The organism is Methylomonas aurea, assembly GCF_024505045.1.
GTDB classification, from domain to species: Bacteria; Pseudomonadota; Gammaproteobacteria; order Methylococcales; family Methylomonadaceae; genus Methylomonas; species Methylomonas aurea.
Window position 1 is genome coordinate 162,335 of record NZ_JANIBM010000003.1, and the last position, 13,464, is coordinate 175,798.

Consider the following 13,464-nt stretch of genomic DNA (forward strand, 5'->3'; position numbering starts at 1 on the left):
ATAAGCGATGCCGATCACGATCAACCGGAAAAAAACCTTGATTGCCATCGCGGCAGTATCCGCTGGCGTGGCAACCTATGCCCTGGCCGGTTTTTACCTGCTGCCGAAAATTGCGCTGAGCAAGCTTCCGCAAATCGTCAAGGAACAAACCGGGCAGACGCCGCAGTTGCAAGAGATTCGGTTGAATCCGTTCAGTTGGGTGCTGGAGTTGCGGGAGTTCTCGTTATCGGCCGGCGACGGCCAATTCCTGGCCGGGTTCGAAGCGTTGCGGATCGATCTGGCGCTGTGGGAATCGGTCAAGTTGGGCGGCGCAGTTGTCGACAGCATCGAATTGTCCAAACCGCAATTCAATATCGCCCGCCGCGCCGACGGCAGTTTTAATTTTGCCGATCTGCAGCCGGAGCAGCCCGAAGTAGAGCAAACCCCTGCTGCGGCCGATAACGATGCCGGCCCGGTCAAGTTATTGATTCATCGTGCGGTGATCGCCGACGGCAGGATTGCCTGGCTGGATGCCTCGACCGGCCAAACCCTGACCGAAACCTTGTTGCCGGTCAATTTAACGCTGCAGGACATCAGTACCCAGGCCGAGCAGGCCGGCAACGGCAAGTTGGCGTTGGGCGTCGAATCCGGCGGCAACATCGAATGGAGTGGAGATTTTAGTCTGCAACCCTTGGCTTCCAAAGGCCACCTGCAACTCGACGCCATCGGTTTGGATAAAATTTGGCAGTTGTTTTTACAGGAGTTGCCGATACGAATAAGCGCCGGCCGAGCCGGGTTGCAAATCGATTACGATTTAACCGCCGCCGAATCCGGAGTGGCGGTGATGTTGCACAACGGCGCGCTGGCGTTGCAGCAATTGGCGGTCGTAGAAAAAACCAGTGGCAAGCCTTTGATCGACTTGCCGGAACTGGCCGTCGACGGCATCGGCGTCGATATCAACGGGCAGACGGTGAACATCGCCGCAGTGGCCAGCCGCAATGCGGCAATACAGGCCTGGTTGCAGGCCGACGGTACGGTCAATTACCAAGCTTTGTTCGGCGAAGATGCTGCCGCTTCTTCGGCAGGTTCGGCGCAAACTGGCGCCGGCGCTCCGGCTGCCGCAGAGCCCGGCAAACCGTGGACGGTTCGGTTGGGCGAACTGGCATTGCACGATTACCAAATCCATTTCACCGATTTTAGCCAAACCAAGCCCGTCGAATTCAAACTCAGCGAGTTAAATTGCAAGCTGCAAAATTTCGGTTCCGATCTGCTTGGCAAATTGCCGTTGCAATTCAGTACTCGATTGAACCAAACCGGCAGTCTGGCACTGAACGGCGACATGGCGTTGCAACCTTTTGCGGCCGATTGGGATGTGCAAATCAAAAATCTGCAGTTAAAACCGTTCCAGCCTTACTTGGACTCTTATCTGAAACTCGAAGTCGTCGACGGCGATTTCAATGCCAAAGGCAAACTGCATCTGGCCGTGGCCGAACCGTTTCAGCTCACGTTTAACGGCGATGCCGATATCGACAATTTGTTGACCCGCGACCAATTGAAAAACAAGGATTTTTTGAAGTGGTCGAATTTGGCGCTGGACGGTATTGCTATCGACTTGGCCGCACAGGACTACAAATTGGCCAAAGTGTTATTGGAACGGCCTTACTTCCGCTTCAATATCAAGAAGGACGGTAGTACCAATGTCGACGACATTTTAGTCCAGCAAAAACCCGAATCGGCTAAACCTGCAAAGTCCGCAAAAACAGCCGCGAAACCGGCCGCTGCAACAGCCGGCACGGATCAGCCTAGCCTCAGCATCGGCAAGATCGAAATGCGTAACGGCAAGTCCGATTTCGCAGACTATTCGTTGATATTGCCGTTTGTTGCAGAGATGAACGGCTTGAACGGCGAGGTCAACGGATTTTCGTCGGCTAAGGATGCCGCGGCAACGATGGCGTTGAAAGGCAAGGTTTACGATATGGCCTTGGTCGGTATCAAAGGCAAATACCAGTTCCAGAGCGGCGATTCCGATATCGCGCTGAATTTTACCCATATGCCGCTGCCCTTGATTACGCCGTACATGGCGGAATTTGCCGGCTACCGGATCGAGAAGGGCCAGATGGCCCTTGATCTGCATTACAAGATCAAGAGCGGCCAGCTCGAGGTGCAGAACAAACTGTTCATCGACCAATTGACCTTAGGCGAACAGGTCGAGAACCCGCATGCGGTGTCGCTACCGTTGCATCTGGCGATTGCCCTGCTGAAAGATGCCGACGGTAAAATCAATCTCGATTTTCCGATTACCGGTAGTCTGGAAGACCCGCAATTCAGTATCGGTGCGCTGGTGCGCGACGTGTTGGTCAATCTGGTCAAGAAGGTGGCGCTGTCGCCGTTCAAGGCCATCGCTTCGTTGCTGAGCGACGACAAGGATTTCAGCACCGTGCAATTTACACCGGGCAGCGCCGAATTGGCCAAAGAAGAGGCGGACAAACTGGGCGAGTTGAGCAAGGCACTGCTTAGCAAGCCGGATTTGACGCTGGAGATCAAAGGTATCGCCTACCAGAATCTGGACTGGCCGGCGATGCGCTTCTCGGCGTTGCAGGACGTGCTGAAAAAAATGAAATCCGGCGAACTGCGCGACCAGGGTCAGAAGATTCGCCATGAATATATTCAGCTTTCCGACGACGATTACAAGCGCTTGCTGGCGAAGTTTTTCGCGGAAGTGTTTCCGCAGGACTTCGAACGCAGTTTGCTTGGCAAGCCGCGCATCAAGAGCAATCCCGATGCCGATTTCTACACGCTGGCGCGCGAGCGGCTGGAAGGCATTTTTCAACCGGACCCGCTGAAGCTCAACGATTTGGCCGTGGCCCGGGCCAACCATATCGCCCAATACGTGACGGAGCCGGGCGGCATAAGTCGCGACAGAGTCTACATTCTGGCCACCGAGTTGAGCCAGGACGAAGCCGCCGACGGCATCAGTTCGATGTTGACATTGAACGCCGCGCCGTAAAACTTGGCCGGGCGGTGTAAGATAGGTCCATTTTTTCCGCCGAGGCAGGCAAGCGGCGGAGTTTGTTAAGCGTTATTGACCAATGGAGTAAACATGAGAACCAAGCTATTTCGATCGATACCGGTATTGGCCGTTTGCGCGGCGGGCGTGTTTGCTCCGGTTCCGGTAGCGGCGCAATCGCTAGCGTCGTGCACGATGACTTATAGACTCAGCGGTTGGTCTTTGGTTTACAAGCAATACGACGGTATCGGCAATATCAGTTGCAGTAACGGCCAACGCGCGCAGGTGGCCTTAGCCTCGAAAAGTATCGGTTTTACCATCGGCAAATCGGAAATCGAGGGTACCGGGGTGTTTTCCGAAGTGAAGAATTTAAACGAAATATACGGCAATTATGTAGCTTTGGAAGGGCATGCCGGCGCCACCAAGTCGGTGGATGCCCAAGTATTGACCCGCGGCGAAATCTCGCTGGCATTGTCCGGCAAAGGTCGCGGGATCGATATCGGCGTGACCTTGGGGGCATTGACCATTTCTCCGCGCTGATGCCGAGTCGTGATTATTGGTTTGGCTGTTACAGTCAAACCGAACAGCCGGTTTAACCATGCCTTACGTCCGACGCAGCTCAGACGGTGCTATATCCGCGGCAAGCGATAGTGCCGGTTTTGGCGGAGAATGGTTGGCTGCCGATCATCCGGAATGGCTGGCATACGCTAAGGCCCGGTCGGAGCAGGAGGCCCGCCAGGCCTTGTCCGATACCGACAGCGAGATGGTGCGGGTGATCGACGATTTGGTCGATTTGCTGGTGGCAAAGCAAGTGCTGATCTTCACCGAGTTACCGGAGCGGGTACAAGCCAAATTGCTTGCCAGAAAGCAGCTTAGAAACGATATGAATGCATTGCAGAGCCCTATGGTTGACGACGAGGCGCTTTTCTAAAAAATGGAGTCTATAGTTGGTTGCGTTGCCGGATCGCCTTGGCTGCACCGGTACCGAGAGCGCGCCGAGGGCGTACATAATTTGGGCTGTTTGTGAAAAACTCGTTCTTTCTAGTCATTCCCGAGCAAAAAAACGATCCGCAACTTTTGGCTTCGTTCGGCGACGACGCGCTGAAACAATGGATTACCGAGCTTCCCGCCGCCAACCCCGGTTTGGCGGCGCGGTTGTTCTATGAGTTGCTGGGCGAATTGGTAACGGTGGAAATGCCGGCGGCAAAACGCCTGCATGCACTGGAACTGCTCCGAGACAGTTTCTTTCTGATCGACGACTATCTACGCTCTCGCCTGACCCGGTCCGGTTTTCCGAAAGGCGAGAACGAGAAGAAAATTTTCGGTCTGACCTGCAGCATTGAACGCCAATTCACGATTGGTTACTGGAATGTGGCCAGGGAACTGACGCGTCGCGAAGTCAGCTGGTTGCAGGCCAAGCCGACCGTGTTGTCTATCCAGCGCACGATCAAGGGCCTGAGCCGTATCGTCGTTACCCACTATATGATGAGTTATCCGATCCCGGATTGGATTTGGATCGACTTGCATTCGCTCTACAAATTGGCGGTAAAACTTGGCAAGGCCGATGTCAAAGTGGCCGACCAAGGCGGCATTTTCAGCAAGCAGTCGTCGATCGAGGACAGTTACAAACAAATTCTGTTGCTGAGTCTGGCCTATCCGTCGGGGTTGATGCAGAAAGAATTCCAGTTGGTTTACGAGTTCATCGAAAAAATCGCCGATCTGCTGGAGATCGAAACCAAACCGGTCGCCGGGCAAGCCGTGCAATGCTCGATTCTGATGGACGAGGATTTGCCGCCGGCCTTTCTGACCAACAACGGGCAAAGCGATAGGCGCTCGGATTCGGCGATGCTATATCTGAATCTGAGCAAATTGACCAAAGTGTTCAAACATCCGGACAAGTTTTCCAGTAAGGACGAAGCCCGCTTCAGTTCGCTGGAAATGGAGAAAAGCCAGCAGCAGCGTCTGCCGGCGGAGTTGTTCGATTATCTGGTGCAACGTTGGCAAGGCAAGGAGCCGCAAGGTTCGGTGTATTTTAGCGACCGGCTCGACCGCTACGTGGCGATCGGCCTGGAAGCCACTTTCGACTTGCTCGATACCTCGCGCGCCGGCTCCGGTTCCGGCTTGGAAAAACGCGCCGAAACCGATTCGGAGCGCGCGCTGTCCTGCAATTTCGACCAGGAAGGCGTGTTGTCGATCGGCAGCTTGGTCAGCTTCAGAAAGATCGACGCCTTGCCTCAGCAACGGGCGTTGGGCGTGGTATGCAAAATATTGGTGCCCAAACAGGATAGCAAGCTGATCTTCGAGTTGATGGTCATCGCCGCCCAGGCTTACGCTGTGACCTACCAGGCGCTGGATGCCTTGCCCGGCGACGAACGCAAAAAGGCCTTGATTTACGGCGCGAAAGACCACGAAGGCGAGAAGAGTTATATCATTATGGATTCTTTTCGATTGAAAGACGGCGACCTGCTCAGGATGTACATGGGCAACGAGAATTTTCCGATCATCCTCAACGGCCGGCGCAATATCGGCCTCGGGTATTGGCAATTCGAGTGCCGGCGGATTCTGGACGAATCCACCATACCGCAACAACCCAAGAAGAAAGGCTATGACTTTATATAACCCATGCCACAAGCGCCCGATACATCGTATTGCGGGGGCGTGGCTGCCAAGCGACGGACTCAATGACCACCAATAGCGATCAACCCGCTGATTTTTCGACTTTCGTCGATCCGCACGCCGAACGCGAAGCGGAAAAATACGAGAACCCCATCCCCAGCCGCGAACTGATCCTGGAGCTGATCCAGCAAGCCGGCAAACCTTTAAGACGCCAACAAATCGCCCAGCAATTCGGGCTGGAATCGGCCGATGCCCAGGAAGCGCTGCGCCGCCGGCTCAGAGCCATGGAACGCGACGGTCAATTGAGCTTTAACAGTCGGCAAAAGTATTGCATCGGTTCCGGGCACAACACCATTGCCGGCCGAATTCTGGGCCATCCGGAAGGTTTTGGCTTCCTGAAGCCTGACGATGGCAGCGAAGATTTGTTTCTGTCGCCGCGGGAAATGAAGCCGCTGATGCCGAACGACCGGGTGATTGCCCGCGTCAGCGGCGTCGACCGCCGCGGCCGCCGCGAGGCTGCCGTGATCGAGATTACCGAGCGTAACACGCACCAGATCGTCGGCCGTTTTTTCACCGAGGGCCGCGTCGCCTACGTGGTGCCGGACAACAAGAAGATCAACCACGAAGTGTTGATCGCCAAGGAGGACACCGGCGGCGCCAAGAACGGCCAGATCGTCGTCGCCGAAATTCTGCAGCAACCCAGTGCCCATTGCCAGCCGATCGGACGCATCAGCGAAGTGTTGGGTCTGCACATGGCGCCGGGCATGGAAATCGAGATGGCGATTCGTTCCTACGATTTGCCGAACCAATGGCCGGATGCGTTGCTCAAGGAAATCAAGTCCTTGACTCCGGAAGTGCCGGAACAGGCCAAACAGGGGCGTGAGGATATTCGCCAATTGCCGTTGGTAACGATAGACGGCGAAGATGCCCGCGATTTCGACGATGCGGTTTACGCCCAAAAAACGCCGAAAGGCTGGAAATTGCTGGTGGCGATCGCCGACGTGTCGCATTACGTCAAAGTCGGTACCGCGTTGGACGATGAAGCGAAGAACCGCAGCACTTCGGTGTATTTTCCGGAAAAAGTGATTCCGATGCTGCCGGAAATCCTGTCCAACGGCCTGTGTTCTTTGAACCCGGCCGTGGACCGCTTGTGCATGGTCTGCGAGTTGTTGATCAGCAGCGAAGGCCTGGTGTTGCGCTCGCGCTTCTTCGAAGCGGTGATGCGCTCCCACGCTCGCTTGACCTACAGTGCCGTGGCCAAAATGTTGGTGGACGGCGATCAAAAACTGATTAAAAAGCATCAAGACCTGATGCCGCATCTGCAGACTTTATACGATTTGTACAAAGTCATGCGCCAGCAGCGCGAACTGCGCGGGGCGATGGATTTCGATACCCAGGAAACTAAAATCGTATTCGGGCCCGAGCGCAAGATCGCCGAAATCGTACCGCTGGTGCGCAACGATGCGCATAAATTGATCGAAGAATTCATGATTACCGCTAACACTGCGGCGGCGCGCTTCCTGAATCGCAAGAAAATGCCGCGCCTGCTGCGGGTCCACGACGGTCCCGGCGCGGAAAAACTGCTGGCGTTGAAGACCTTTCTGAACGAATTGGGCTTGCATCTGGGCGGCAAGGCCGAACCGACGCCGTTAGACTATATGCATTTGCTGGAATCGGTACAGCAGCGCCCGGACGCGCATTTGATCCAGACCCTGTTGTTGCGCTCGATGTCGCAGGCAGTCTACAGTCCGGAGACCAAAGGCCATTTCGGTTTGGCGCTGGATGCCTACGCCCACTTCACCTCGCCGATCCGGCGCTATCCCGATCTGTTGGTGCATCGGGCGATCCGGCATTGTCTGGCCGGCCATAAACCTGATACCTTCCATTACAGCCATGACGACATGGTGCTGCTGGGCGAACATTGTTCGGCCAACGAACGTCGGGCCGACGAGGCCACTCGCGACGTGGTCAGCTGGTTGAAGTGCGAATACATGATGGACAAGATCGGCGAGGAATTCGCCGGCGTAATTTCCGCCGTGACCGGCTTCGGCTTTTTCGTCGAATTGCAAGCTATCTATGTCGAGGGCTTGGTGCATATCGCCTCGCTGCAGGACGATTATTTCAATTTCGATGCCAGCAAGCATCAGCTTTACGGCGAACGTAGCGGTATCCGTTATCGTTTGGGCGATAGCGTACGGATTCGGGTGGTGCGGGTCAGTCTGGACGACAAGAAAATCGATTTCGAACTGGTGCAGACCGGCAGAAAAGCCAAGGCCAAGGCCGCGCCGGCCAAGGATAACGGCAAGAAAAAGGCCAAGAAGTCCAAAGCCGAGCCGGCGCAGACCGGCGCTAAAGCCAAATCTAAATCCAGGAAACGCCGCCGCTCATGAATCTGACTCACCTGTTCGGCATCCATGCTGCGCAAGCTGCCTTGGAGTACTCACCGCAAAAAATCCGCCGCGCCTGGGTCGACGGCCAGCGGCAGGACGCCCGCCTGAAACCGCTGCTCGACGAGCTGGCCGCACTTGGCGTCGGTCTGGAAAAAACCGAGCGCAAGAAGTTGGATAAGCTGGCCGACGGCAAGAACCACCAAGGTATCGTCGTTGCCGTCGAATTACCGGCCATGCGCAGCGAGGACCGTTTGAAGAGCGATGTCGAGGCGTTAACCGAGCCGGCGTTTTACCTGATTTTGGACCAAGTCCAGGATCCGCATAATCTCGGCGCCTGCCTGCGCACGGCCGACGCGGTCGGCGCCCACGGTGTCATCGTTACCAAAGACAATGCGGCCGGCATCACGCCGACGGTGTGCAAGGTCGCCAGTGGTGCGGCAGAAACGGTGCCGGTGTACCAAGTCACCAATCTGGCGCGGAGTTTGCGCTGGTTGAAGGAACAAAATATCTGGATCATGGGCGCGGCCGGCGAAGCCGAGCAGACCGTCTACGACATGAAACTGGATATGGCATTGGCTTTGGTGATGGGCGCTGAGGGCAGCGGTATGCGCCATCTGACTCGGCAGCACTGCGACTTTCTGGTCAAAATTCCGATGCTGGGCCAGGTGGAAAGCCTGAACGTTTCGGTCGCGGCCGGGGTGTTGATGTACGAAATCTTTCGGCAAAAACATCTGGTCTAGCGGTATGCGGCGGCTGCGCGGCATCGTTTGCGCTCTGGCGCTTTTTCCGGTTCCGGCGGTACGAGGCGATTTGTCCGCCCAGGCCATTGCCATGAACTGTCTGAATTGCCACGCTAGCGGCCAGGCGGCGGTGAGCCGTTTGCCCGAGCTTGGCCGTATCAGCACCGCCGAGTTGGAACAGGCCTTGTTGGCGTTTAAGTACGACAGGCGGAATGCAACGTTGATGCCGCGGCTGGCCAAGGCATATAGCGACGCCGAGTTGGCCGCCGTGGCTGCCTATCTGGGCCGGCACTGATGCGATCCGTATTATCGCGGCGTCGATTTCTGACCGGCTGTGTCGGGTTGGGGGCCGGCTTACTGACCGGCTGCAGCCGGTGGCCTTTATCGGATCCTGCCGAACCGCGGGTGGTCGTGGTCGGCGGCGGTTTCGCCGGCGCTACCGTCGCCAAATATCTGAAAATATTGGATGGCGGGATTCGGGTCACGCTGGTCGAAGCGCAATCCCGCTACACCACCTGTCCCGCCAGTAATTGGCTGTTTGCCGGGATGGGCGACATGGAACGGCTGAGTGTGGATTATCAGGCGCTGCGCAGCCGCTATGGCGTGGAAGTTGTGGCCGATACCGCTACGGCATTGGATTTGTCCCGGAAACGGGTGCAGTTGCAAAGCGGTGGCGCTCAGGCTTACGACCGTCTGGTCCTGGCGCCCGGGATCGATTTTCGCTGGGATGTGATAGCCGGTTACGATGCAGCCGCCGCCGAACGCTTCCCGCACGCCTGGAAGGCCGGGCCGCAGACCTTGACCCTGTTGCGGCAAGTGCAGGCCATGCCCGCAGGTGGCGTGGTGTTGATCGCGGTGCCGGCGGACCCGTACCGCTGTCCGCCGGGACCTTACGAGCGGGCCAGCATGATGGCATTCTGGCTGAAGCAACATAAACCGCGGGCCAAGATTCTGATTCTCGACGCCAAGCGCAGTTTTTCCAAACAGGCCTTGTTCGAGGCCGGCTGGGCCAAGCATTACGGATACGGGACGCCGAATAGCCTGATCGAATGGCACAGTCTGGCCGACAATCCTTTGTTGGAATTGCATGCAGACTCGAAGATCCTGGCCAGCGAGTTCGGCGACCGTTTTACCGGCGACGTGCTTAATATCATTCCGCCGCAAACGGCCGGTTCGATTGCGCGGCGAAGCGGGTTGGCCGATGCCGGCGGCTGGTGTCCGGTCCGGCCGGCCACCGCACAATCGACGTTCGATGAATTTGTCCATGTAATCGGCGATGCGGCCAATTATGCGCCGATCCCGAAGTCAGCCTTTGCCGCCAATTCAGAAGCGAAAGCCTGTGCCTTCGCGGTTGTGTCGCTGTTGCGGGAACAGCCGTTAGCCGAGGCGCATTGGCTGAATACCTGTTACAGCTTGGTCACGCCGGAGCATGGTATTTCGGTGGCCGGCGTGTACAAGCCCGATACCGGCAATACGATCAACTCGGTCAGCGGGGCGGGCGGGGTTAGTGTCGGAAACAATGCCGAAGCCGAGCGCGCTGAAGCCGAATATGCGCAAATCGTGTACCGCAATTTGGTTGCGGACAGTTTTGCTTGATCTACAGGTGTCGATAATTTTTGTAATTCAATATGTTATCGGCTATTTTTTGCAGGTTTGTTTCTAATGTTTTGCTTTGCATTTGAAAGCAAATAAGAAAGCAATTTTTCGGCCAAAATTAACCAGTATTTACCCTGGAAGGCGCGGGAATAGCAAAACAGCATGTTACAATCGAGGCATTTATCGATCCTGGTTGACTGCGTGAAGAAAAACCCGCTTTTGCAAATCCTGTTATTAAGCATGCTGACCGGCAAAGCTGTCCAGGCGAGCAGTTTCGTAGTCGAGGATATCAAGGTCAAGGGTTTGCAACGGATTTCAGCCGGTACCGTCTATAACTATTTGCCGGTCAACGTCGGCGAAACCTTCACCGAAGATAAACAGGCCCAGGCGATCCGGGCGTTGTTCAATACCGGTTTTTTCAAGGATATTGCACTGGAACGCGACGGTGGGACCTTAATCGTCAGCGTTGTCGAGCGGCCCTCCGTCGCCAAAGTAGTGATCGAAGGCAACAAGGACATCAAGAAGGAAGATCTGACCGAGGCCTTGAAGAAGATCGGCTTAGCGGAAGGTAAAGTCTACAACAAGCAAATTCTGGACAAAGTCGAGCAGGAACTACGCCGCCAATATTTCAGCCATGGTAAGTACGGGCTGAAAATCAAGACCGAAGTCACCGAACTGACCCGTAACCGGGTCGGCATCCACATCGACATTTCCGAAGGCCGGGTCGCCAAGATCAAGCAGATCAATATCGTCGGCAGCAAATCGTTTTCCAACGACGTGCTGCGCAAGGAATTCGAATTAAGCACGACCAACTTCCTGTCGTTTTATTCGAAAGACGACCAATATTCGAAACAAAAGCTTTCCGCCGACTTGGAAAAGCTGCGCTCTTATTACCTGGACCGCGGCTATATCAATTTTTCGATCGAATCCACCCAGGTCGACATCACGGCCGACAAGAAGGAAATTTACATTACGATCAACGTCAAGGAAGGCGACGTGTACATGCTGGACAAGGTCAAGTTGTCGGGCGATTTGATCGTGCCCCCGGAAGAGTTGATCAAACTGGTCAAGGTCGGTCCCGGCGAAATTTTCTCGCGCAAGAACGCAACTGAAACCTCCAAAGCGATTTCCGATCGGCTGGGCGATGAAGGCTATACCTTTGCCAACGTCAACATGGTGCCGGAGATCAACGAACAAAACAAAACCGTGGCGATGACGTTTTTCGTCGACCCGGGTAAGCGGGTCTACGTCCGACGCATCAATATCAAGGGCAACACCAAGACCCGCGACGAGGTTATCCGCCGCGAAGCTCGGCAGATGGAGTCGAGCTGGGCAGCCAGCAGCAAGATCGAGCGTACCAAAACCCGTCTGGACCGTTTGGGATATTTCGAAGAGGTCGGCGTCGAAACCCCGCCGGTGGTCGGTGCCGCCGATCAGATCGACGTCAATTACACGATCAAGGAAAAAGCTTCCGGTAACTTGCAGGCCGGTATCGGTTATTCGCAGGTGCAAGGCATCATCTTCAACGCCAACGTGTCGCAGGACAATATTTTCGGTACCGGCAAGCGCGTCGATTTCGCCTTCAACAACAGCAGCATCTTGACCCGTTACAACCTGGGCTTTACCGACCCGTACTACACGCTGGACGGCGTGGCGCTCGGCTATAATCTGGGCTATACCTCGCGCAACGCTTACGCCGCCAACCTGGCCAGTTACAACACCAACATCACCAATGCCGGCGTCAATTTCGGCATTCCGTTGAACGAATTCGACCGGATCGGTTTCGACGTCGAATTGAAGCGGACCGAAATCGAGAATACGACGTTGTCGTCGGACACGATTTTGAAGTTTTTGGGATTCAATCAAGGTGATCCGCTGGTAACCCGCTCGAAAAGTTTCAATACCTTGTCGACGTCGATGGGCTGGACCCACGATACGCTGGACCGGGCTACCTTCGCCCATAGCGGTGGCCAGCAACGGTTGTCCGGTTTGATCACTGTGCCGGGCAGCGATTTGGAATATTTCAAGATCGGCTACAAACACCAGCACTATTTCCCGCTGTCCAACGACTTTACCTTCCGCTTGCTGGGCGAAGTTGCGCACGGCGACAGTTACGGCGGCGCATCCGGACTGCCGTTTTTCGAAAACTATTTCGCCGGCGGTACCAACGACGTACGCGGCTTCATGCAGAACACGCTCGGCATTATCGATACCAATGCCTTGAACCCGACCAATACTTTCCGACGGCCGGTGGGCGGGTCCACCAAAATGATCGGTAAGGCCGAGCTGTTTTTCCCGGTACCGTTCTTGAGCGACGTCAAGTCGGTTCGGATCGGCTCGTTTATCGACGCCGGTACCTTGGCCCCGGGGCTGAATACCGGCGATTTGAAGAAATACTTCCGTTATTCGGTCGGTTTGAGCGGCGAATGGCTGTCGCCGTTCGGTGCCTTGGCCGTTAGTGTCGCCCAGCCGATGAATACCGAAGATACCGACCGGACTCAGGCCTTTCAGTTTACTTTCGGTTCCGGATTTTAGTTCAGTTCAGGCCGGTTTTGCCCTATAATCGCCGCTGCGTTTTGTCTTAATTCACAATTGACCGGAGATGGTTTTAACCATGAAAAATAGAATTTCGTTGTTTTTAATGCTGATGATTTTCGCGGGAGTGGGCCATGCAGAGCTGAAAATCGGCTTTGTCAATGTCGCCAAGGTTTTAGAGAAAGCCCCGCAAGCGGCAAAAGCAAAAACTCGCCTGGAAACCGAATTTTCACCCCGGGACAAAGCGTTGGTTGCCCAGCAAAAAGAAATTAAAACCCTGGAAGAAAAGTTGAGCCGCGACAGCGCCGTAATGAGCGAAGACGAGCGCCGCAGACTGGAAAAGGACGTACTGGATAAAAAACGTGATGCCGCCAGAGCCCAGCAGGAGTTCAGCGAAGATTTCAACATGCGCCGTAACGAAGAGTTGGGCAATCTGCAAAAACGCATCGTCGAGGCCGTCAGAGCGCTGGCCAAAGAAGAGTCTTTCGATTTGTTACTGACCGACGGCGTGATTTATGCCAACGACCAAATCGACGTCACCAGCCGGGTCCAACAAAAGCTGGAAACTCTGTCGCAGTAAGTTCTTCGCGGTTTTCCTGCG

10 protein-coding genes are annotated in these 13,464 nt (G+C 55.4%); all 10 read left to right on the forward strand.

Going from position 1 to position 13,464, the window contains the following annotated elements; translation table 11 throughout:
* Nucleotides 1-7 precede the first annotated feature (7 nt).
* The 10 genes from NP603_RS03960 to NP603_RS04005 all read left to right on the forward strand — a co-directional run bounded on the left by NP603_RS03960 (nucleotide 8) and on the right by NP603_RS04005 (nucleotide 13,443).
* Entirely contained in the window at nucleotides 8-2,986 is a 2,979-nt protein-coding gene (locus tag NP603_RS03960) for a DUF748 domain-containing protein (protein ID WP_256609632.1), read from the forward strand.
* A gap of 93 nt (nucleotides 2,987-3,079) precedes the next feature.
* Nucleotides 3,080-3,526 (forward strand): hypothetical protein, encoded by a 447-nt coding sequence (locus NP603_RS03965; protein WP_256609633.1) that lies wholly within the window; start codon nucleotides 3,080-3,082, stop codon nucleotides 3,524-3,526.
* Nucleotides 3,527-3,659: 133 nt separating this feature from the next.
* On the forward strand, nucleotides 3,660-3,917 hold the full coding sequence (locus tag NP603_RS03970) for a hypothetical protein (RefSeq protein ID WP_256609634.1): 258 nt from the start codon (nucleotides 3,660-3,662) through the stop codon (nucleotides 3,915-3,917).
* 92 nt (nucleotides 3,918-4,009) lie between these two features.
* The gene (locus NP603_RS03975) at nucleotides 4,010-5,605 is read left to right on the forward strand and encodes a cyclic-di-GMP receptor FimW-related protein (protein WP_256609635.1); all 1,596 of its coding nucleotides are present in this window, start codon (nucleotides 4,010-4,012) and stop codon (nucleotides 5,603-5,605) included.
* A gap of 62 nt (nucleotides 5,606-5,667) precedes the next feature.
* Nucleotides 5,668-7,992: a ribonuclease R gene (gene rnr, locus NP603_RS03980; RefSeq protein ID WP_256609636.1), complete on the forward strand. Its 2,325-nt coding sequence runs from the start codon at nucleotides 5,668-5,670 to the stop codon at nucleotides 7,990-7,992.
* Nucleotides 7,989-8,732 (forward strand): 23S rRNA (guanosine(2251)-2'-O)-methyltransferase RlmB, encoded by a 744-nt coding sequence (gene rlmB / locus NP603_RS03985; protein WP_256609637.1) that lies wholly within the window; start codon nucleotides 7,989-7,991, stop codon nucleotides 8,730-8,732. Before rnr ends, rlmB begins: the two co-directional genes overlap by 4 nt.
* 91 nt (nucleotides 8,733-8,823) lie before the next feature.
* Nucleotides 8,824-9,027: a c-type cytochrome gene (locus tag NP603_RS03990; protein WP_256609638.1), complete on the forward strand. Its 204-nt coding sequence runs from the start codon at nucleotides 8,824-8,826 to the stop codon at nucleotides 9,025-9,027.
* The gene (locus tag NP603_RS03995; protein WP_256609639.1) at nucleotides 9,027-10,328 is read left to right on the forward strand and encodes an NAD(P)/FAD-dependent oxidoreductase; all 1,302 of its coding nucleotides are present in this window, start codon (nucleotides 9,027-9,029) and stop codon (nucleotides 10,326-10,328) included. The genes NP603_RS03990 and NP603_RS03995 overlap by 1 nt, the downstream gene beginning before the upstream one ends.
* Before the next feature lie 201 nt (nucleotides 10,329-10,529).
* Nucleotides 10,530-12,863 carry an outer membrane protein assembly factor BamA gene (gene bamA / locus NP603_RS04000; protein WP_371928751.1) on the forward strand — a complete coding sequence of 778 codons (2,334 nt, stop codon included), beginning with the start codon at nucleotides 10,530-10,532 and terminating at the stop codon, nucleotides 12,861-12,863.
* A 79-nt stretch (nucleotides 12,864-12,942) separates the two neighbouring features.
* Nucleotides 12,943-13,443, forward strand: coding sequence for an OmpH/Skp family outer membrane protein (locus NP603_RS04005; RefSeq protein WP_256609641.1), 501 nt, complete (start codon nucleotides 12,943-12,945; stop codon nucleotides 13,441-13,443).
* Nucleotides 13,444-13,464: the final 21 nt, after the last annotated feature.

Excerpts from the sequence above, each read along its gene's own strand:
- NP603_RS03960 (WP_256609632.1), top strand. The coding sequence starts at position 8 with ATGCCGATCACGATCAACCGGAAAAAAACCTTGATTGCCATCGCGGCA.
- NP603_RS03965 (WP_256609633.1), top strand. The coding sequence starts at position 3,080 with ATGAGAACCAAGCTATTTCGATCGATACCGGTATTGGCCGTTTGCGCG.
- rnr (WP_256609636.1), top strand. The coding sequence starts at position 5,668 with ATGACCACCAATAGCGATCAACCCGCTGATTTTTCGACTTTCGTCGAT.
- rlmB (WP_256609637.1), top strand. The coding sequence starts at position 7,989 with ATGAATCTGACTCACCTGTTCGGCATCCATGCTGCGCAAGCTGCCTTG.
- NP603_RS03990 (WP_256609638.1), top strand. The coding sequence starts at position 8,824 with ATGAACTGTCTGAATTGCCACGCTAGCGGCCAGGCGGCGGTGAGCCGT.
- NP603_RS03995 (WP_256609639.1), top strand. The coding sequence starts at position 9,027 with ATGCGATCCGTATTATCGCGGCGTCGATTTCTGACCGGCTGTGTCGGG.
- NP603_RS04005 (WP_256609641.1), top strand. The coding sequence starts at position 12,943 with ATGAAAAATAGAATTTCGTTGTTTTTAATGCTGATGATTTTCGCGGGA.